This window comes from uncultured Gimesia sp. (assembly GCF_963972345.1).
In the GTDB taxonomy this organism is placed as follows: Bacteria; Planctomycetota; Planctomycetia; order Planctomycetales; family Planctomycetaceae; genus Gimesia.
The window spans coordinates 1-19,875 of sequence record NZ_CAXAVM010000058.1; the positions used below are offsets into that span (position 1 = coordinate 1).

Sequence of the window (19,875 nt, forward strand, 5' to 3'; positions counted from 1 at the left end):
ATATTGTTCATCCCCCTTGACGCCCCCATGACTTTCCACAAAATAATCCACCATGAATAACCCAGCATGCAACGAAACCACTGACCACAAACCACAGATCGAACACAAGAATGAACCCCACAAAAATAACAAAACATCAATATCCTCTCCCCCCGTGCGGGTGCCATTTGTCTGCTCGTCCAGGTGGCACAGTTGGCTTGTCCAACGGTGCTCAGTGAACCAGTTCCCGCCTGCAAGGCAGGATACCACCGGGTGCCATCTGTCGGCTTGCCCGACAGTGCTTTGAGTAACTATCCCAACTCAGAAAAACAGGGGTAAGCCCGAATGCAATTCGGGCCGAGCGGAGCGAGCAGGAGGTCGCAGCTAACGCGTTCATTCCAGCACCAGGCTTTCCACACCCATTCGGCACGGCCGGACAAGCCGGCCATGGCACCCCAAAATCTCTTTATTAATTGCAATGTGCCTACAAAAGTTAGACGGGCGCGTGCCACTGTCGGCTTGCCCGACAGTGTTGGTATTATCGTCCCCTTACCCGTTTCACCAGGTATTATAAATGAAGTCCCCCACTCCCCGCAGATGAAAATCCCGAACCACTGAATGATCAAAAGAAGGATCAAAAAGGTGTTAACGTTCTTCACCGTAAAACATTCCAGATGAGCCGCTGAACCATTATCCCCGGCTTTCATATCACGTTCGCAAAAACCGCGGCTAACGCCGTTCGGCTAATGGGAAAATAATGTGAGAGAAGAAAGGGTGACCCCGAATGCAATTCGGGGTGAGCGCAGCGAACAGGAGGTCGCAGCTCACACGTGCCATCCGGAAACAGGCATTTCTGTACCCATTCGGCACGGCCAGCCAAGCCGGTCCATGGCACACGGAAAACTCTTATGTCATTGGAATTTGCCCAACAGTATCAGACGTGCGTGTGCCACCGTCGGCTTGTCCGACGGTGCTGGTACAACCCCAGAGACAACCTTCCAAAGCGGGCTGCAAAACGGCCCCCCTCAATCCTCGTCGTCGGCACCTTCGTTGGCTTCGTGCATGTCCAGCTGGCTCATTTTGCGGTACAGGTTCGAACGGTGCAGGCCCAGGCATTTTGCGGTTTCGCTCATGTTGCCCCCCACCCGTTTGATGGTGCGGCGAATGTATTCCTGCTGGAAACGACGTGAGGCTTCTTTCAGGCTCAGGTCGGCGGACATGTCGACGACCGAATCACGGGACGGGCTCAAAATGAATGCCAGGTCTTCCACTTCCACCCGATCGCCGGCACACAGAAAGGCCACCCGTTCCATCAGGTTTCGCAGCTCGCGCACATTGCCGGGCCAGATATGAGCCTGCAACCGTTTTTTCGCTTCCGCGGAAATTTTCAAGACACGCCGATTCGCCTGGGAACAGAACTGCGCCAGGAAAAATTCAGCCAGCAGAATCACATCTTCCGGTCGCTCGCGCAGCGGAGGCAGATCCAGGGTGACCACGCTCAACCGGTAATACAGGTCTTCACGAAACTTCTTATCGCGGACGGCATCCGCCAGCTTGGCATTCGTTGCAGCAACCACGCGCACATTGATGGGAATCGATTCTGAACCGCCGACGCGAGTGACGACCTTCTGCTCCAGCACACGCAACAACTTGGCCTGGCCTCCCGGGCTCATGTCGCCGATTTCATCCAGAAAGAGCGTCCCCCCTTCGGCCAGTTCAAACTTGCCGGCCCGGGTTTCGTGGGCATCGGTGAAAGCCCCTTTCTCATGACCGAACAGTTCGCTTTCCAGCAGTGTTTCGGTCAGCGCGGCGCAGTTGACGGCAATGAATGGTGTATTGGCCCGCGGCCCCTGGTAATGCAGCGACTGGCTGACCACTTCTTTCCCGGTTCCGCTTTCTCCCAGAATCAACACGGGCAGATCCGTACTCGCCAGGCGTTCGATGGTGGAGCGCAGGGCCGAGATGGCAGAGCTCTTGCCGATGATCCGTACTTTCTGTTTGGCCTGTTCTGTCAGTTGATCACGACTGCGTGACAGCTGTTCGATCTCGCGGGTATTTTCCAGCGCGGTGGCTGCCTGCACGCCGAGTTCTTCCAGGCTCTGGGCATCGGCGTCATCGTAGTCCGCTTTGCCTTTCTCCTTGTTCATGACCTCAAACGCACCAATCAGTTCGCCCGCGTTATTTCGCAAGGGAACGCACAACAGGTTATGGGTGCGAAAGCCGCTCGACTTGTCCACACTGGGATCAAACCGCTCATCGTTGTAGGCTTCATCCACGCGAATCGTCTTACCACTGTGAATCACATCCCCGACAATCCCCACATCATCGGGCAGCCGCAATGTATTGCCTTCCACACCCAGCGCGGGACAGGCGACAACCTGCTTGTGTTCGCGATCCCAGATGAAAATACTGGAACGTTCGCTCTCCAGCAGACGTGTCGCTTCTTTGGCGATCAGTTCCAGCAAAGGCTGGGTTTCCCGGGCCGACGAAAAACTGGACGCGATATGTAATGTGGTCTGCAGGCGTTTGATGCGGCGCAGATTCTTTTCCCGCTGCTCCACAACGGACAACGCATAACCCAGCGCGCGGGCTGCAATGATTGCTTCACTCAGAGAAGCTGCATTCAGGTCTCTGCCCCCTGCCAGCAGAATCGTACTGGGCCGGACATCTCCCAGGGGCGCCGCCAGAAAGGACCAGTCGGCCCGGTTTTCGTCGACACACAGTCCCGCGGCGTCGCGGTCCAGCGCTTCATCACACAGTGTCGAAGGAAAACCGCCGGCGGCATTGCGACCGAATTCGAACAGGGTTTCCCATTCAGGCGTACGCTCAATCAGGGTACACCACTGGCACGAAAGTTCCGTCGCCAGTTGAGGCAGAAACTGACGAACATAATTATCGCCTGATGCCTGACGGGTCGCTTCTTCCAGCAACCGGTCACACATCTGTACCAGGGACGCTTCCGCATCATATCTGGAAAATAAAGGCAGTCGCTTCCAGTCCAACCACTCCACTGTCCCGATCTTACTCACCTGGCACTCCCCCAACAGGAATCAAAAGAACCAACTATCAGATTCAAAGGGCAGAGTTCTGTCATCCATTCGCTTCTGCCTCTTGTCGGAATGATAACAGACAACAGGCAACCCGTCATCCAAGTGTGGACTCGATTTGCACTTTTTTCGGCCCCTTTTGACAAAGGTCCCCTGTAGACTACGAGACCCGCAGCCTCAACGCAGACCGTAATTCCCACAATCAGTTCGCATAACTCGCAGTTTCACCAAGGCTGAGTATCATTTGAACAGATCCGGCATTACGGATTTTGTGCCTGCTGCCGGAGATTTGCCGTTCCCTGTGGTTTAAGAATCCTGCTTTACTGTCACTTCGGACTTCAGAGTGTTACTGTATTGAGATAAACGGAGCTCAAAATCCTGCTTCGCATTTTGCCTGATCACAACCCACTCCTTCATGAATTCAAGAGAATCATCATGTTTTGTCTCAATGTCATTCTGACGCTCAAAGATGCCACTGATGCACAGGAAATCCAGGGGCTGTTAACCGAGGCCTGTCGCCTGTCCCGTACCGAACCTGGCTGTCTGCGGTTTGACGTTTATCAGTCTGAAGGCGAACCTGCGACGTTTGTCCTTGTCGAACACTGGGAAAGTGAAGACGCCTGGAAGGCACACCGCGAAGCCGAAGCGTATACTCAGATTTATCAGCCCCAGATTCTGCCTCGTGTCGAACGAGTCCCTTATCGCATGAAAATGCTGCTGGAATAAAGACCCGGCTCTCACTGCCCGGCTCTCAATTGTGATCATGCCTGAAACAGCTTCAGCACCGTGATCCAGATTCTTACTCAAACTATATAGATAGTGAAATTACTTTAGAGGAACCACGTCGATGTCAGCCGATTCGCAACCCGTTTTGAACAAATTCAGTTCCCGTATCACACAGCCCCGCTCGCAGGGCGCCTCGCAAGCCATGCTATATGCCACCGGCATGACCGAAGAGGATATGAACAAGGCCCAGGTCGGTATTTCCAGCGTCTGGTACGAAGGCAACTCCTGCAATATGCACCTCAATAAACTGGCCGCGAAGGTCAAAGAGGGTGTCGAAGCCGCCGGCCTGGTTGGCATGCGGTTCAATACGATCGGTGTGAGCGACGGAATCTCCATGGGCACCGATGGCATGTCCTACTCACTGCAGTCCCGCGACCTGATCGCCGACAGCATCGAAACCGTCACCTGTGCCCAGTGGTACGATGCCAATATTTCGCTGCCTGGTTGTGACAAAAACATGCCCGGCTGCCTGATTGCCATGGGACGCTTCAACCGTCCCTCGATCATGGTTTACGGGGGAACGATTGCTCCCGGCTGTCTGAATAACCAGAAGCTGGATATCGTCTCCGCCTTTCAGTCTTACGGCGAATACCTGGCCGGTACCATTACCGACGAAACCCGGAAAGAAATCGTACAGAAAAGCTGTCCCGGAGCTGGTGCCTGCGGCGGCATGTATACCGCCAACACCATGTCCTCCGCCATCGAAGCATTGGGGATGTCGCTTCCTTACAGTTCTTCCATTCCTGCAGAACACCCGGATAAACTCGATGAATGTATCCGCGCCGGTGCCGCCATTAAGAAGCTGCTGGAACTGGATCTGAAACCCCGCGATATCATGACCCGCGAAGCCTTCGAAAACGCGATGGTCCTGATTGTCGCACTGGGCGGTTCCACCAACGCCGTGCTGCATATGCTGGCCATCGCCCGTTCCGTTGGCCTGGAACTCAGCATTGATGACTTCCAGTCCGTCAGCGACCGCATCCCACTGCTGGCCGATTTCAAACCCAGTGGTAAATACGTGATGGCCGACCTGCAGGAAATTGGCGGCACCCCCGCTGTCATGAAATACCTGCTCGAAAAAGGCTTGATCAATGGCGACTGTATGACCGTCACCGGAAAAACCCTGGCCGAAAACCTGGCGGAACTGCCGGGCCTCAAAGAGGGTCAGGACATCATTCACGCTGTGGAAGACCCGATCAAGCCGACCGGCCATCTGCAGATCCTCAAAGGAAACCTGGCTCCCACCGGCGCCGTCGCCAAGATCACCGGTAAGGAAGGCCTCGTCTTCGAAGGCACCGCCAACGTGTTCGATTCGGAAGAGGACATGCTCAAAGCCCTGGAAGACAAAAAGATTCAGAAAGGTGACGTCATCATCATCCGCTACGAAGGTCCCAAGGGGGGACCGGGGATGCCCGAGATGCTGACGCCGACTTCCGCCATCATGGGTGCCGGACTTGGAAAAGATGTCGCCCTGCTGACTGACGGCCGTTTCTCCGGCGGATCACACGGCTTCATCGTGGGACACATCACTCCGGAAGCACAGGAAGGGGGACCGATCGCCCTGGTCAAATCTGGCGACAAGGTGATCATCGACGCCGACAAAAACCGCCTGGATATGGAAGTCAGCGATGAGGAACTGGAAGAACGACGCAAAGCCTGGACCGCACCGCCGTTCAAATACACACGGGGCACACTTTATAAATACATCAAGAGTGTCAAATCCGCGTCCGAAGGCTGCGTGACCGACGAGTAATCAACAAAGCAGACTGTATCCAGTTTTACTGTAGCGTCTCCGGGACCATTTGGACCGAGTAGAATCGATTGAGAGACGCTCTGGTTCAACGTGACGCGTTTTAAAAACAAAAACAGCCCGGAATCCCACAGGAGTCCGGGCTGTTTTTTATGGAATCGAATCGGTCACTCGTCTTTGGGAGCCGCTGATTCTTTTTCAGGCGTCTCTGTTTTTGCAGGCTCCCCGGCGGCGGGCGTCTCGGCTGCCGGCTTCTGATCTGCATTCTGGTCGGCGAGTTCCTGTTTATTTTTCTCTACCAGATCCTGCATGCTCTTTTTCGAAATCCGACGCATGCCATTCACAGTGTCTCCTTCAGGCAACGCGTCATACGTTACCACCAGGTTCTCATCATTCACCAGTAATCGCATATGATACGTTTTGAATATCCCGTTCCACTTGTAATGATAGAGCCGCATGATGAGTCCGGTTTCATCAATCTCGACTGACGGACTTCCCTGAATGGTCTCTTCAAACTGGGCAAAAGGAATTTCCCCGCCAGACTCTGCTTCCATGGCAGTCCCCAGGCTCTCAAAGGTTTTTGCCTGAGACGATTTCGCACGCCATTCCAGCAGAACAACTCCCAGCAGGATCACGATAAAGACCCAGGAAATGACGCGCCGTTGTGTCGAAACCTGTTTTTTGGGTTTTGCAGCGGGTTTAGCAGATTCTGCGGAATCAGGAGTCGAACTCATGGTGGCTTCCTTCAGGAAAGTGATAGAGGATTAATCTGGCATCGACGCAACTCAGAACTGACTTCACTCAAGACTGTGTCCGGACCATTTCAGTTCTCCAGACACAGCCGCAAGCGCTGCACACCAGCGTAACCTCCCGGGGCCCGAAGCTCAAACTGGAGTTGGTAAATTCAGTCGAGATTCAGGGATTTCGATTCGGGCGTTTAAATGATCCCGCGAGGTTCCTCATCGGCAAAGGGATGTAGTGCCTGGATGCCTTTCGGTTTAGGCAGTGCATTAACCAGCGCCTCTGCCATCCGGAAGTCCGCCGCGGTGGTGATCTTCTGGTTGAGAGGGGAGCCTTCGACAATCGTGACCGGGTGACCCATATTTTCGATCAGTTGTGCTTCATCGGTCGCCTGAAAATCGCCGCGCCGGGCATACGCGTCCAACAGCAACTGCCGTTTGAAGACCTGGGGCGTTTGTGCCGCCCAGAGCCCTGTCCGGTCGACGGTTTCCTGAATCTTCAGATCTTTGCCGGCGCGTTTGAGGGTACTGGAGACCCGGACGGCGGGGATCACCGCGTCATGTTTTTCCGCGGCGGAGAAGATTTCGCCCACCCATTTATCGGTAATCAAGGGACGGGCCGCATCGTGGATGGCAACATAATCAATGTCCGTTTTCACACGAGCTAACGCATTCTGCACCGAGTCGGCCCGTTCAGCACCCCCGGCGACAATTTCAATTTCCATGAACGCCAGATTCGGGCGGAACTTCTGTTTGAACCACTCGATATCCTCAGCCGCTACCGAGATAATCAGCTGCTTCACATCTTCCCGGTTCGAAAAGATCTCTGCAGAGCGGACCCAGACCGCCCGCCCCTTCAAATCCATGAACGGTTTTTTCTGAGGCCCCGAGCCGAGGACGGCTGCCCCTTTCGACTGAAATCGTGAACTCTTGCCGGCTGCTGCTAAGATGACTGCGAAGCTCGCCACTGGATTCCCCTCTCGTTAACCTGTGTCCCGTCTCATAACACGCCTTCCCGATTCTCTGAAAACGCATCCCTGTTTCATACTCTGTTTCTGAATTTTAACAAGCCCCAATTCCGCATCCAATAGCTCGCACTCGCGAATTCCCTGCTGATTGATAAAAGCGGTCTCCCACGAAGCGCACAACGCCTGTTTCACGTTGATCTAAATCAACACACCACATCATTGATGTTTTTTCACCACATCATCTGTGTCGTTTTTTTGCCATTCCGAATTTCTTATTTCGCCGCATCTCACTGACAGTATTCAACTTAACTCTCCAGTGTCTGAGAACCTTTACAGTCTGGCATCCTATTTGTTTAAAAACAGAAGCACTTCGATAACCAGACTGGCCAGACAGGCTCACTTCCCTGTCTACGACGGTCGGTAATCGGTCCTCCCAGAGAAACTACTGGTCCATCAAACCTGTACTGACGGTTGATCGACGACAGGCGAGCACGCCAGCGAGCGTGCGGCCCCTGTCGGACAACGTCCCATTCCAGGTCTGATAAGACACTACTTTGAAATTTTGAAATAGAGAAAGCCATCATGGAACTCCCGACACTGATTCTGGTAACTCGCGACACAGTGATTCAGCAGCAGATCCTCGCTCATTTCAAAAAAACCTTTCAGCTCTCTCTCTGCAGCAGCCTCGAAGACTGCTACGAGCAATGCAGTGACCAGAACATCGATTCCATTCTGGTCGACCTGCGGTTTCTCCTGTCCGGCGGACACCAGGAAGACCAGCTGCTGGAGATGATTCAGTCGGCTGCTCCTGAAACCGAAATCATCCTGCTCACCGAGGAAGAATGTCCCGAAATCCTCGAACGCCGGGCGGCCTGTACCGCGATGATGCACATTAAAGGTTTCGCCAGCGAAGCAGAGCTGCTGCTGGAAATCGATTCCTGCCTGAACCCGGAGGAGGAAGTCGTGGTCAGTCAGTCTGCGATGTTGAATGCCTCACTGGGAGCGACCTCGAACAGTTCCACTCCTGATAATAAAAAACCAGCGGCGAAACGAGCTTCCTCTGCGAACACCAGCCGAGAGCCGGCGGCGGCAGGCACCGGGCAAGGCATCACCCGTCGCTTCGAAACCAATTCGCACGAAATGAAGCTCATGCTGAATGAGCTGGAAATCGCCGCACAGCATGATGTGACCGTGCTGCTGATCGGGGAAACCGGAGCTGGTAAAACCTATCTCTCCCGTCTGATCCATGATGTTTCACCACGGCGCAACGAACCGTTTCTGAACGTCGCCTGTGGTGCGTTGCCGAACGACCTGATTGAAAGTGAACTGTTCGGCCATGTTCGCGGTGCCTTCACCAGTGCCCATGCCGATAAAGACGGTAAGTTCCTGGCTGCGGGACGGGGAACGGTACTGCTGGACGAAATCGATGTGCTGGGTCCCGAACAGCAGGTCAAACTGTTACGCGTCATCGAGACCGGCGAATTCGAACCGATCGGCTCCAATAAGACGCACGTCAACCAGGCCCGCCTGGTCGTCGCCAGTAATATGGATCTGCAGCCTCTCGTCGAACAAGGCAAGTTCCGGCCTGACTTGTACTATCGCTTGAACATGCTCAAATTCGATGTACTCCCCCTGCGACGACGCAAGTCAGACATCATTGTGCTGGCAAACGATTTCGTGCACCAGATGTCAATCAAGCATAAGATTCCCGTTGATCGCATTGATGAAGAGTTCATGGAAGCGTTGCACTCCTATCCCTGGCCCGGGAATGTGCGGGAACTGGAGAATGTCATCCGGCGCTCGGTCATCTACTGCCGTGAAGGAGTCTTACGCAAAGAGAACCTGCCGTCGCATATCCTGATGGGACTGGTGGGCCCGACCAATGACCCGTCGGTCGTACTGAATCACAGGCAGAACGACTCAGAACGCCTGGGCGACCAGGTGGCCGTCACGGAGAAAGAGCTGATCGAACAGGCTCTGTTCAAAAACAATTACAGCCGCACGAACACTGCGAAAACACTGGGGATCAGCCGTGTGACCCTGTATAACAAAATGAAAAAGTACGGCATGAACACAAAAAAATGATGACACCCCAGCGAGTGTCATCATCAAATATGTCGGCTTTGATTGACGGGTTACTTCTTCGGTCCCACCAGTTCGATGAGGTTCCCGTCGGGATCACGCAGCAGCGTCAGATAAATGCCTTTGGGAAATCCTTCCGGCAGAGCAATGGGGCCTTTGGCGATCGGTTCCACGCCAAACGCTTTGGCACGCTCCAGCGCCGCTGTGGTGTCTTTGACATAGATGGTCAGATAGCTCACTCCCAGGGAAGAATGGATATACGAGTTGTCCACTTTCTTAGCCGGTGTATCCTTAAACTGCATCAGTTTCACATTGGTGGCCGTACTGTCATTCTCCAGCACCAGCGGGAATACCTTGAAAGGCAGGTGATCCGACAGACCCGAGTCGGCTCCCATCTGCGGAGTCACTTCGAAAGGCTCCCGTTCTTTGAGTCCTAGTGCATCCTTGTAAAACGCCAGTGATTTGTCGATATCGCTGACGACGATTCCGAAGTCAACGGTCGACTTGGCAAATTCGGCATCGGGGACAGTTTTGCTGCTGGCAGCCCAGGCTGCTAATCCACTCACAACAAACACGATGAATGTCGTGCAGATCAGCTCGCGATTCACAAAACTGGGGTTCTTCATTGACGTACTCCTGATTGAAACGGGAAAAGGCGCTTGGTCATCCACAACACAGGCCTTGTTCACATCAGGCTATCTTGATCAGATTCAGACCTCAACCCGATCTCATCCTGATTCTCAAAACTATTTAAATTCGCGACTTAGTTCATTAATTGATCTTGTGAAACGGAATTCAGGTATTCTCTGCACTCCCCGTTTCAGAGCACGCCGCCCCCGGTCCCTGACGCTGATTGATCGGTTACACTTTTTTCTTTAATCGCAGTCTGCGACATGTTATAACCGACGAGGCAGGCCCCTGAATGTATTGACATCAACAGAGAAGAGGATTCGAAATGAAATCAGTTGTGTACGCGGCAATGATCTGCATCTCAGTCAGTTTGATTCAGAGTTTCGACCCCGGCCCGCTCGTGGCGGATGAAAAGCCCAAGGTCAACCGCACCCGGTTTTACATCGCCAGCCCGGAAGGCAAAGATCCCAAAGAATATTACGTCTCCGAAGACTACTATAATACCGGCTCTCCCACCTTCTCTCCCGATGGCTCCAAATTGGCGCATGACTGCTGGAAATCTCAGGAAGGCGAAACCTTTTCCAACGTGAAAATCACCATCGCCAACGCAGATGGGACTGAGCCGAAAATCATCGGGGCCGGCGCGATGCCCAGCTTTTCTCCCGGCGGCCACCGGATTGCCTTCTCGCAGCTGTCTCCCTCAGGCGTTGCCATCATGAACGCCGACGGCACCAATCCCACGTTGATTGAATCAGGGGGCTGGGGCGCGCAATGGTCGCCCGATGGCAAAAAAATTGCCTACCGTTTTTATACGTCCGGCAAAGCCAACCTCCGCATCTACGATCTGATCGAAGATACAAAGTTCGATGTCTTCCCCGCAGGCGAAAGTCCCTACTCCGCCATCTACTGGAACATGGCCTGGTCACCCGACAGCAACTGGGTCTGCTTCCTGGGTCGCAATGCGGGCGACAACATGTATGAAGTCGCCACCGTCAACATCGCCGGCATGCAGGAAGGCTATAAAGTCCACTATCGCAGCAAAGGCTCGCCGTACCAGGACATGGCCTGGCATCCCCAGGGAGATATGATTGTTTTCGGCTCGGACACCAAACCCCGCCAGCTGCTCAAATTCAATCCCGCGGAAGACAAAGCCCCCGAACCGCTCGACATCACCGTCGACGGCAATATTAACGGCGATGTCAGCTTCACCCCCGATGGCCAACACCTGCTGTTCAACGCACGTGATAAGTAAGCATTCGACTCTCAACTCATCAGTCACCAGTTCCAGGGGGATTCCCATGAAACGCTCACATAGACCCCGACGGTCTCTGCTCATCATTCTGTTTCTGTGCTGTGCGGTCAGTGCTCCACTCTCAGCCGACGAAAAAGCGGAGGGCGTCAAACGCGTTCGCTTCTATACCGCGCCTTCCGAAGGTGGGGAAGCGAAACTCTTTCTCGTGCCCGGCGAATACTTTACTGCCGGGTCGCCCGTTTTTTCAGCCGATGGCCAGAAACTGGCTTTTGATGGCAGAAAGTCACAGGAAGGCGAGAATTTTTCTGACGGGAAAATCATGGTCGTCAGCGCCGATGGCACAAACCTCGAAGCCATCAGTTCCGGCGTGATGCCCAGCTGGTCGCCCGGGGGGAATCGGATGGCCTTCTCGCAGATCTCTCCTTACGGCGTCGCCCTCATGCACGCTGATGGTACAAAAACTGAAATGATTGAAGCAGGAGGCTGGGGCGCACAATGGTCGCCCGACGGGAAAAAAATCGCCTACACCGTCCGTTCAGGAAACAACGCCAATATCCGTGTCTACGATCTGGTGGAAGGCACAAAAACCGATCTCTTTCCGGCCGGTGAGAGCCCCTACTCAACGATTTACTGGAACATGACCTGGTCGCCTGACAGCAGTTGGGTCTGCTTCAAAGGCCGCAACGTGGATCAGGATACTTACGATATCGCGACCTTGAACGCCGCCGGCAAACAGCAGGGCTATAAAGTGCATTACTCGAACAAAACCGCCCCCTATGCCGACATCGCCTGGCATCCCTCGGGCGAAAAAATCGTCTTCGCCGCCGGAGCCCAGCCGCGACAGCTGATGCAGTTCAACCCCGCGGAAGACAAACCGCCCGCCCCCATCGAAATCAAAGTCAAAGGCACCATCATCGGCGACGTCTGCTTCACCCCCGACGGCCAGAGCCTGCTGTTCAACGTCAGCGGGACGGGGGAGTGAGTTGCGGTTTAATTATGGGGAGTGATCCGCAGTTTAGTAATATTGTCCGGTTTCGAAGGAGTTACCAGCAGCAGATAACGGTTCTGTTGTTCCTGACCAGCCAGGACTTGCCCCTGCAGTTCCGAAGGCAACAGAGAATGTTTCTGACCTGTAATCTGTTCCGTGATATCGACCAGCAGAGTATGTTCCTGGGGAATCGTTCCCCTTTTGAGATTCGAGAGTGAGTCCTCTACCTCGTCAGGATTAACGATCATCGAGATCTGTACTTGATCCTGCTCCAGAATGACCGGATGCAGTTGAATGTGACAGTCCCTTTTTGCCCCTTCCACCATCAGGTCAGGAAAAGGCAGGTCACTGGTATGACGATGAATACAAAAATTTTCTCTTCCCACGTTTCTATCGGCATATGGTACCAGTCTGCGGGCCGCTAGTTTGATCAGACTGGCCTCGCTCCGATTAATGATGATTCCCTCACGGAGTTTTGCTGTTCGCATACGATCTGAAAATGCTTTTGCTTCCTCGGCCGGTGATGCGTCCCAGTGTTCATACCAGTTTTGTAGATTTCCAGCGGAAATAAATCGCACCCCAACCCTTAACATTCGGTTCTGTACCGCACGGATTTTCTCCAACAGATCAGCAATCTGATCATGTCCTGACCGAGTCTGCCTGATAATCAGAGAAAGATTCTGCTCAAATACCCTGATTGTACAGCCGGTTTTAACCGGTTCCTTCCATTGATCTGGTGTGACATTTTTTTGAATGAGCTGAATTAATGGTTCAAATCGGGGTGCTTCCTGTTTCTTACTTTCCAATGGGTCAAAGTAAGGTAACGTGAATTGCTGCGGAATCGGCACCACCAGATCTTTTACCGGATAAGACTCGGTCAACAGCTGCGTTTCAAAATTTTCTTCATTCAGTCGAATCTGCCCGGTGACGCCGGCATCGCTGTTGACTCCCACACCGAGCAACAGCTTGCCTGCTCCATCATGCCTGACGCGTTCCACCTGGAACAACGCTAACAGAACATTTTTAGAATCCGTTTCATACTGCAGCTCCAAACCTTCTACCAGCAGCACTTGGCCAGGCTCCAGTAGTCTGGCATCTTTGAAATGCCATTCTTTAATCACAGGAACTTCTGGCTCTGCATCCATCCCGGTTTCGGGATGAGACAACTTCTGTTTTTTCAAACCGGCATACTCAGAACTGGTAATCTGATAATCCAGCATTCCTCGATTTTGAATTCCCCGTCTCGTGGAGAAAGTGACGCGCAGATCCAGGCCAACATCATAATTTTTCACGGAAAATGACTGACCGGCACCGCGAAACTCCGGTTCCAGTTCGTGGCGTTTTTTTGTTTCCAGCTGCACCGTCTGCCCATCGATAAATCGAACTTGCGGTGCCGATATGGTCTGCGTGTCTGTTGAGGACTTGATAATTCGCTGCACTTCCCTGACACGCTTTTCATCAAGGATTTCGCAGATCAGGGAAGGATGACTGATTGTTTCCGGCCCGATCAATTCCGGCTGCTCTCCGGCAGCAGCGTCACTGACTACTGCCGTCTTCTCAGCCTGGTAGACCTTCACCTGCCTTCTTTCAGAACTGATTTTGTCCAGCAGACCGCGTGGTACCGAGATGAACTTTGCCGTCAGAACAAAGGGAGTCATCTCTTCCCGGGACAGTTCATCCAGCGCCTGCTCCACCAGTTTGTGATAACGTTCATCCTTTGCCCACACAATGAGTCGATCATCCCGGATACAACTTCCACCATAGGACACCATGCGGCATTGCTTGCGTTCGTCCTTGAGAGGGATCTGGTGGGTTTCACAGTAAACTGGTATTGAAGTACTGTAATCGGGTCGCTCGTTTACAGCAGCGAACTCTCTGAGCAGTTTGAGCCGTGCATGTAGTTTTTCTTTCAGAACAGCTTCTGCCCGCATGGGTCCCATGTTCTTACTGGTCTTATCCAGAAGTTCTTTAATGGAATATTCACGGGTGCAGACAGAACGGGAAATCCAGTCCCGCATATCAATCTCAGCAGACAGATAAGCCAAGTCCTTTGAATAACTGCGACTGAAAAGGTTGTTACTGTTCGCTGCCCGTTTGATCGGATCATAAAACGGGAGTGCCTGAATGGGATCCTTTACTGAATTCAGACTACCTGCATGTTCCTCTTTATTACTGTGTGGCAGTTGTTCTTCAGCCTGGTCCGCAGCCGACACCACGAACCCTGCGCCCGGCAGGACCACTGCTGCCAGCGTTACAAAAATCATCCAGCACCACCAGGGGGTTCGCTTCTGACATCCTTGTCCGAGTCGCATGATTCGCTCCAGTCGTTTTGAAGTTATTTCCACCGGACGCACGCCCGGCACTACGGGGACCGCTTTTAACGTTTGCTTCAACTCCAGAATCTCCAGCAGACAGGCGGCATACTGCCTGGGATCGCAGTTCAGTTCGGCGAGCACTTCCTCATCGCAGCATTGTTCAATTTCGAATTTCAAGCGCCGGCCCGTGAACCAGACCAGCGGATGAAACCACCACACCACCGACGCCAGCAGTTGCAGCAGACCAATCCACAAATCGCCACGGCGGATGTGAATCAGCTCATGCGCCAGCACCGGTTCCAGCGCTTTCAGGGAACGACTTTCCGTGATCGCCGTCGGGAGAATGATCGTCGGACGCAACAGGCCAATCACCGCCGGGCCCATCCGACTGTGGGTAATCAGCAGCCGCACACGGCGTTTCAATTTTAATTCTGAACACAATCGCGCTAACAACTGGTTCAACTCCGGATGCGATTGTTCTCCCGCCCGCCGAATGATGTGCCAGCAGCGCAGGTAACGAACCAGCATCACTGTTGCGATCAACAGACCGACCGTTATCCAGATCACCACGCCCATCTCTTTGACGGAATAGTGAGCCGCAGGCTGCCCGATGTTTTCGGCAGTTGGTTGCACGGGAACCGTCGTCGTTTCTGAACGGACAGGAGTCTGCCGCGACGTTTCATTCTCATGGATCGTCACCTTGAAATCCGGGCTCGCTGAGACGTCGGGCAGTTTTCCCATATCGTCTCCGGTCAGCAGACGCGTGGATTCGGTTCGCGTCAGAAATTCTGGTTCCTCAGGCGGCTGGCTGGGTGAAACATTGGCAGGCAATCCACTTTGAATCCAGCAGAACAGCCCCATCGAACTGTCCCAGACAGGGGGCGTGATGAATTTCAGCAGGACAACCAGCCAGAGCAGACAAGTCAGATGCGAACGCCTGAAACGTACCAGCCGACAGATCAGCCAGACCGTCAGAACCAGCGCCGAACACTGCCAGAACTGCTGCCATACCAGTGATGAAATTGAAACGTCAGTCGGCTGCATCGCGTTCCTCCGTCAACTGGTCCAGCAATGTCTTCAACGCATCCAGGTCCGCACGACTCACCTGGCGATCTTCGATCAGATGTTGCATCAGGGGGAACGTCTCCCCGGCAAACAGGCGGTCCACCAGGTCATCGACGGTTTCGCGAATCACCGTGCGAGGCTTGATGCGCGGCGAGTACACGCGGGTTCGGCCTTCAAGCTTGACGTTTACGTATCCCTTTTTCTCCAGTCGCCGCAGATAGGTCTGCACGGTGGTAAAATCGATGCCTCGCGAGGCGGGGAACGAGTCGAATACTTCGCGGACCGTCGCGTGTTTTAATCCCCATAAGGCGCGGGCGATTTCCATTTCCCCCCTGGATAATGCGGGCCGATCTGTCATTCCTGCTCCTTCAAGTACAAGTGTAATTGCGACAGTTTAATTACATTTGTACTTGAGTCAATCGCAGTCTGAAAAAAGTGGAATTTTTCACGGGAGGATTCTCTCCCAAAGTCAATCGCAAAATCGGCGTTCTGGAAAATAGAAAGCGAGTTTGAAAATCTGGTCAAACCTTGTTTGGAATTGGTCTCCTGATCGCTTAGAATCGGGGGATGACTCTGATCGGGGGGGAGTTTCTGTTTTAAAGAACGCATCACCATCTTCGATCATAAGTAATTACGAGACAGCAATTTCCATTTATTGGATTTACGATAATGAATGTCCGATCCGCCCGACCGAAGGTTAATGATCTGATTTTTCGCTTGATTGGGCGTTCCATACACCCGGAACTTTATACGACTCTGGCCACGTCAGAAATCAAACAGAAGAACTTCTCCGCGGTTCTGAAGGTCTGTGAGACCGGGCATATTGCCTGTATTCAGCACAATGGAAAAGCCGTTTGCGAGATCCTGACTTCCTTTCAGAACCCGCTGCCCAGTCAGAAACGCCTGCTGGAAAAGCCGGTGCGGGGCTGTCGTTCTGATTCAGTACAGCTGGAGTCGGGCCTGTATTACCAGGTCAGTTATCAGCTGGAAGAACTGGATTACACGATCTTCAAGAACGTTCATGAAGAATACCTGATGGATGCGCAACGTGCCGACCTGGCGTACCAGTTCATTTCTGAGAACCGCCTGACCCCGGGTGCCTTGAGCATCATCGACTTTGAAGCGAATCAGACCAGTTTACTGATTCATGCGTTCCATACCTTTCCGGATGAACTGGCTGTGGTAAAAACGCAATCACTGTTTGAGTTTTGATATAAGAATTTTTTGATCAACGTCATGGAAGACGGGAAACCGAAATCATGACCGACTATTTCAAATTATCAATGCGAACGCTCGTACTCGGCTGTTGCCTGCTGGCGCTGACCGCTTGGGAAACTTCGTCTGTGTCCGCCGCGCGGCCGATTTCTGTTTCCCGCTATCATACGCCGTACTCTTCGTCCGTCTATCGACGCTCTCCGCGGTACTCGACGTACCGCTATTCCGCGGGCTACCCGCGCAACTATTCGAATTATCGTTCGACATATTACGGCTATGGTGCCCGCCGTTACAACTACCGGTATCGACCTTATGCCGCGGTTGCGGGTTATCGCTATTACCGTCCCGGCTATTATGGGATCAACCACTACCCCGCCGGCATCGGGTATTCGTGGGCGGGCAGTTCGTTCTATCCGCGCCCCGTCTGTAACGCCTGGACCGCTTACTCGTCCTGCTACTGTTCGCCCTACTCGGGTAATGTCATCTCGAATTATGTTCCCTACTATGGGAATTACACACCTTACCTCGGCAGTTACACCCCTCTCTGGGGCAGTTATCTCCCTTACGGAGGTTCCTACTTCGGTGCGCCCGGGGCATATTATGGCTATGCCAATTCGGGATTCTACGGTTACTACTGCGGCGTCTGGCCTTATCGCCCGACCCTGTATGGCAGTATTGTATTCCAGTCCGGATATAATACCGGCTACGGACGAGGCAGCTATTATCGATTCTGGTAGTCGTTGATCCAGCCTCAGACAGATCAACCTGTCAGGCCGTCGTTTCCAGCATCACGCCGACAATAATATCGTAAGTGGCATGCGCGCCAACGGTGATCCCAAAGCCCCGCAGAAAAAACAGACCGGCGAAAAACAGACCGGCGACCGTGCGAAATGTAAAACTGAATACCGAGAACTGATCGCCTGAGACGCCCACATAATGCGCCAGTGAAAAGATCAGGCTGGTCGAGATGATCGCCAGGATGGCAGACGAGCGGACTTCCAGCAGCATTCCGCGAAAGATCAGGTAACACAACGGCAGCAGGAGCAGGCGGAACATCACCTCTTCATAAACGCCCGCGCCGACAAAACTCACCACCCGCGAAGCGGACTCGCGTTCGATGAACATCAACGTGGGCTGAGGCAGTTGCTGAAACACCAGATCCTGAACCTGCCCGACCACGATCAGACAAAAGGCAAACAACAGGCTTTCCGCAAACATGCCGACTAAGGTTTCGCCCGAAATCTTCCAGGGATGTTTACAGAAGATGTGCCACAGCAGCAGCGTGATGACGATCAACGCCGGCAGCAGAAAGGTCTGCGTAAATCCCAGTTGAGAAAGCCAGCTGCGCATCCAGTAGTCTGCCCCGTTGCGGAGCAGTTCCGGCTGGTTGCCTCCCATGGAAAGCACGCCCCACTCATAGATCAACAGCAACGGCGCCAGAAACACCAGGCAGACCAGGGGCTGCCGTGCTTCGCGCCAATACGTGCTCTCGGTAAGAGCCAGCTCGCTTTGCGAGTCGTTTTTATGCGTCATGTCTCAGAACGGTTTTCAGTCAGGGGAACGGACTCGGCAGCAGCAGAATCGAGTGAAAAATGGGGTGGTGGAATCTGCTCGTGCGCTGCATCGTGTCGCTGCTGCTGGAATCGTTTGAGCGTGAACGGATCGTTATGGCGATCGGTTTCTTTCAGCACTTCCAGCAGACTCTGATCCAGGGCAGATAAAAACTGATCGACGACCGTCTCATCCCATTCCCCGCGGCGAGACTCCCGAAAGAGTTCCAGCGCCGCCGCAAAGGCGACTTCTTCCCGTTCGTATGTCCGGATCCCGTCCGCCGTCAGTTCACGTTCGATATTCTTTAGTTCCAGAAAGCGACAGACCACGGCCAGCCGGCGCGAATATTCACCCAGTGCCGAAGTATGCAGGCCCCGCGGGTAACCGGTTCCATCCAGGCGTTCATGATGTTGCGAAATGACTTCCGACAGATAGGAGTCTCCCGGGAATCCACGCAGACCGCCCAGCAAAGCCGCACCGAGAACGGGATGCCCCTGTTCGATTTCCCTCTGATCTGTTTTCGACTTATCAGTGCGTGCGTTCTTTTGTGGCTTAAGCATCAGCCAGCCCAGGTCGTGTAACAGGCCGGCAATCATCAGCAGGTCACCGCTTTCCTGCCAGGCGCTGATTTTGCGACTGACGAAACATATCAATCGCGCGGTTTCCAGCCCCCGGAGATAGACGGCTAAATCTGCATCGTTTAACTGGTCCGTGGTGACTTCCTGAATGTTTTCCAGTGAAGCAAACAGGAATTCTCCCGGCTGATGCAGGTGCGCGTCGTCATTTTTGATTTTGCGAATCAGGTTCAATAGCAGATTCGGGCAGCAGTACGTTTTCGTCCAGACATCCTGCGTCGCCAGCTTTAACTGCTTCACATAATACTCAGTCGTTTGTGCCAGCAGCAGTTGCTGCCGGATATACCGCTGTTCCTCACGCAGGTATTCCAGAATACGCGCCAGGATTGGCTCCTGGGCCTGGGAAACAGAATGGGTCGGGTGTTCGTCAAGATACAGACGGCAGCGAAGCAGAATGACCTGCACCCGTGCCTGCAGCTGTATCAGTATTGTGTGCTGCGGAGCGATCTTTAATCCCTGATTCTGCTGGTTCAATTCCCGATAGGAAATCTGCAGCATGCGTAACGCGCTGGAATCCACTGGCAGCAGTTTCGAGCCATCTGCGCAGTATCGCAGCAATGTCCAGTCGTCGCGTTCCTGTCGAACGGGAGGCGTCAGCCAGCGCAGCAGTCTGGTGGAATTCGTCACGATTCATCCCTGTCGGAAAAAGCTCTGCACAGCAGTGACCGGGCCCCGGCAGACCGGGATCCCTCACTCTGTTTTCTATCGGCGAATTGGGAGCGAGGGATTGAACCGATTGAGGAAATTCAGGTTGGGCAACCTGCTGAAGCGTATTCTTCTATCCCGTTTGAAAAATGGCACTTAACTCATTGTCTATATGAGATTACGACTCAGAAACTGCATAGAACCGGACAATTTACAGTCAGTCTGTC

Annotated in this window: 16 protein-coding genes; 7 read left to right on the forward strand and 9 right to left on the reverse strand. The window is 53.4% G+C overall.

What is annotated here, in order from left to right; translation table 11 throughout:
* Both AACZ40_RS11935 and AACZ40_RS11940 read right to left on the reverse strand, forming a co-directional pair.
* Positions 1 to 249: hypothetical protein (locus AACZ40_RS11935; RefSeq protein ID WP_339674521.1), on the reverse strand; the 249-nt coding region annotated here is incomplete at its 3' end.
* A gap of 755 nt (positions 250 to 1,004) precedes the next feature.
* Positions 1,005 to 3,008, reverse strand: a complete 2,004-nt coding sequence (locus AACZ40_RS11940) for a sigma-54-dependent Fis family transcriptional regulator (RefSeq protein ID WP_339674523.1) — start codon at positions 3,006 to 3,008, stop codon at positions 1,005 to 1,007.
* A 453-nt stretch (positions 3,009 to 3,461) separates the two neighbouring features.
* Between AACZ40_RS11940 and AACZ40_RS11945 the strand changes: the two genes are divergently transcribed.
* On the forward strand, positions 3,462 to 3,752 hold the full coding sequence (locus tag AACZ40_RS11945) for an antibiotic biosynthesis monooxygenase family protein (protein ID WP_291167017.1): 291 nt from the start codon (positions 3,462 to 3,464) through the stop codon (positions 3,750 to 3,752).
* Positions 3,753 to 3,873: 121 nt separating this feature from the next.
* Entirely contained in the window at positions 3,874 to 5,565 is a 1,692-nt protein-coding gene (gene ilvD / locus AACZ40_RS11950; RefSeq protein WP_291167019.1) for a dihydroxy-acid dehydratase, read from the forward strand.
* A 164-nt stretch (positions 5,566 to 5,729) separates the two neighbouring features.
* Here ilvD and AACZ40_RS11955 read toward each other — a convergent pair whose 3' ends face one another.
* Together AACZ40_RS11955 and ispD are read right to left on the reverse strand one after the other, a co-directional pair.
* Positions 5,730 to 6,296 (reverse strand): hypothetical protein, encoded by a 567-nt coding sequence (locus AACZ40_RS11955; protein WP_291167021.1) that lies wholly within the window; start codon positions 6,294 to 6,296, stop codon positions 5,730 to 5,732.
* A 203-nt stretch (positions 6,297 to 6,499) separates the two neighbouring features.
* Positions 6,500 to 7,270 (reverse strand): 2-C-methyl-D-erythritol 4-phosphate cytidylyltransferase, encoded by a 771-nt coding sequence (gene ispD, locus AACZ40_RS11960; protein WP_291167023.1) that lies wholly within the window; start codon positions 7,268 to 7,270, stop codon positions 6,500 to 6,502.
* Positions 7,271 to 7,852: 582 nt separating this feature from the next.
* On the opposite strand from ispD, the gene AACZ40_RS11965 reads away from it, so the two are divergent.
* Positions 7,853 to 9,355: a sigma-54 dependent transcriptional regulator gene (locus tag AACZ40_RS11965; RefSeq protein WP_291167025.1), complete on the forward strand. Its 1,503-nt coding sequence runs from the start codon at positions 7,853 to 7,855 to the stop codon at positions 9,353 to 9,355.
* Between the two features lie 50 nt (positions 9,356 to 9,405).
* Here AACZ40_RS11965 and AACZ40_RS11970 read toward each other — a convergent pair whose 3' ends face one another.
* A complete protein-coding gene (locus tag AACZ40_RS11970; RefSeq protein ID WP_291167027.1) occupies positions 9,406 to 9,978 on the reverse strand; it encodes a VOC family protein in 573 nt (190 codons plus the stop codon).
* A gap of 329 nt (positions 9,979 to 10,307) precedes the next feature.
* Between AACZ40_RS11970 and AACZ40_RS11975 the strand changes: the two genes are divergently transcribed.
* Both AACZ40_RS11975 and AACZ40_RS11980 read left to right on the forward strand, forming a co-directional pair.
* A complete protein-coding gene (locus AACZ40_RS11975) occupies positions 10,308 to 11,234 on the forward strand; it encodes a translocation protein TolB (protein WP_291167029.1) in 927 nt (308 codons plus the stop codon).
* Between the two features lie 46 nt (positions 11,235 to 11,280).
* Complete coding sequence (locus AACZ40_RS11980; protein WP_291167031.1) at positions 11,281 to 12,216, forward strand: translocation protein TolB; 936 nt, start codon at positions 11,281 to 11,283, stop codon at positions 12,214 to 12,216.
* Between the two features lie 8 nt (positions 12,217 to 12,224).
* On the opposite strand, the gene AACZ40_RS11985 is transcribed toward AACZ40_RS11980, so the two are convergent.
* Positions 12,225 to 15,581: a M56 family metallopeptidase gene (locus AACZ40_RS11985; RefSeq protein ID WP_291167033.1), complete on the reverse strand. Its 3,357-nt coding sequence runs from the start codon at positions 15,579 to 15,581 to the stop codon at positions 12,225 to 12,227.
* Positions 15,568 to 15,960 carry a BlaI/MecI/CopY family transcriptional regulator gene (locus AACZ40_RS11990; RefSeq protein ID WP_291167035.1) on the reverse strand — a complete coding sequence of 131 codons (393 nt, stop codon included), beginning with the start codon at positions 15,958 to 15,960 and terminating at the stop codon, positions 15,568 to 15,570. Before AACZ40_RS11990 ends, AACZ40_RS11985 begins: the two co-directional genes overlap by 14 nt.
* Positions 15,961 to 16,271: 311 nt before the next feature.
* Between AACZ40_RS11990 and AACZ40_RS11995 the strand changes: the two genes are divergently transcribed.
* Complete coding sequence (locus AACZ40_RS11995) at positions 16,272 to 16,814, forward strand: DUF2617 family protein (RefSeq protein ID WP_291167037.1); 543 nt, start codon at positions 16,272 to 16,274, stop codon at positions 16,812 to 16,814.
* A 47-nt stretch (positions 16,815 to 16,861) separates the two neighbouring features.
* Positions 16,862 to 17,554, forward strand: coding sequence for a hypothetical protein (locus AACZ40_RS12000; RefSeq protein ID WP_291167038.1), 693 nt, complete (start codon positions 16,862 to 16,864; stop codon positions 17,552 to 17,554).
* 31 nt (positions 17,555 to 17,585) lie between these two features.
* Here AACZ40_RS12000 and AACZ40_RS12005 read toward each other — a convergent pair whose 3' ends face one another.
* Together AACZ40_RS12005 and AACZ40_RS12010 are read right to left on the reverse strand one after the other, a co-directional pair.
* Entirely contained in the window at positions 17,586 to 18,350 is a 765-nt protein-coding gene (locus tag AACZ40_RS12005) for a CPBP family intramembrane metalloprotease (RefSeq protein WP_291167040.1), read from the reverse strand.
* Complete coding sequence (locus AACZ40_RS12010; protein ID WP_291167041.1) at positions 18,347 to 19,630, reverse strand: HD domain-containing phosphohydrolase; 1,284 nt, start codon at positions 19,628 to 19,630, stop codon at positions 18,347 to 18,349. The genes AACZ40_RS12005 and AACZ40_RS12010 overlap by 4 nt, the downstream gene beginning before the upstream one ends.
* Between the last annotated feature and the right edge of the window lie 245 nt (positions 19,631 to 19,875).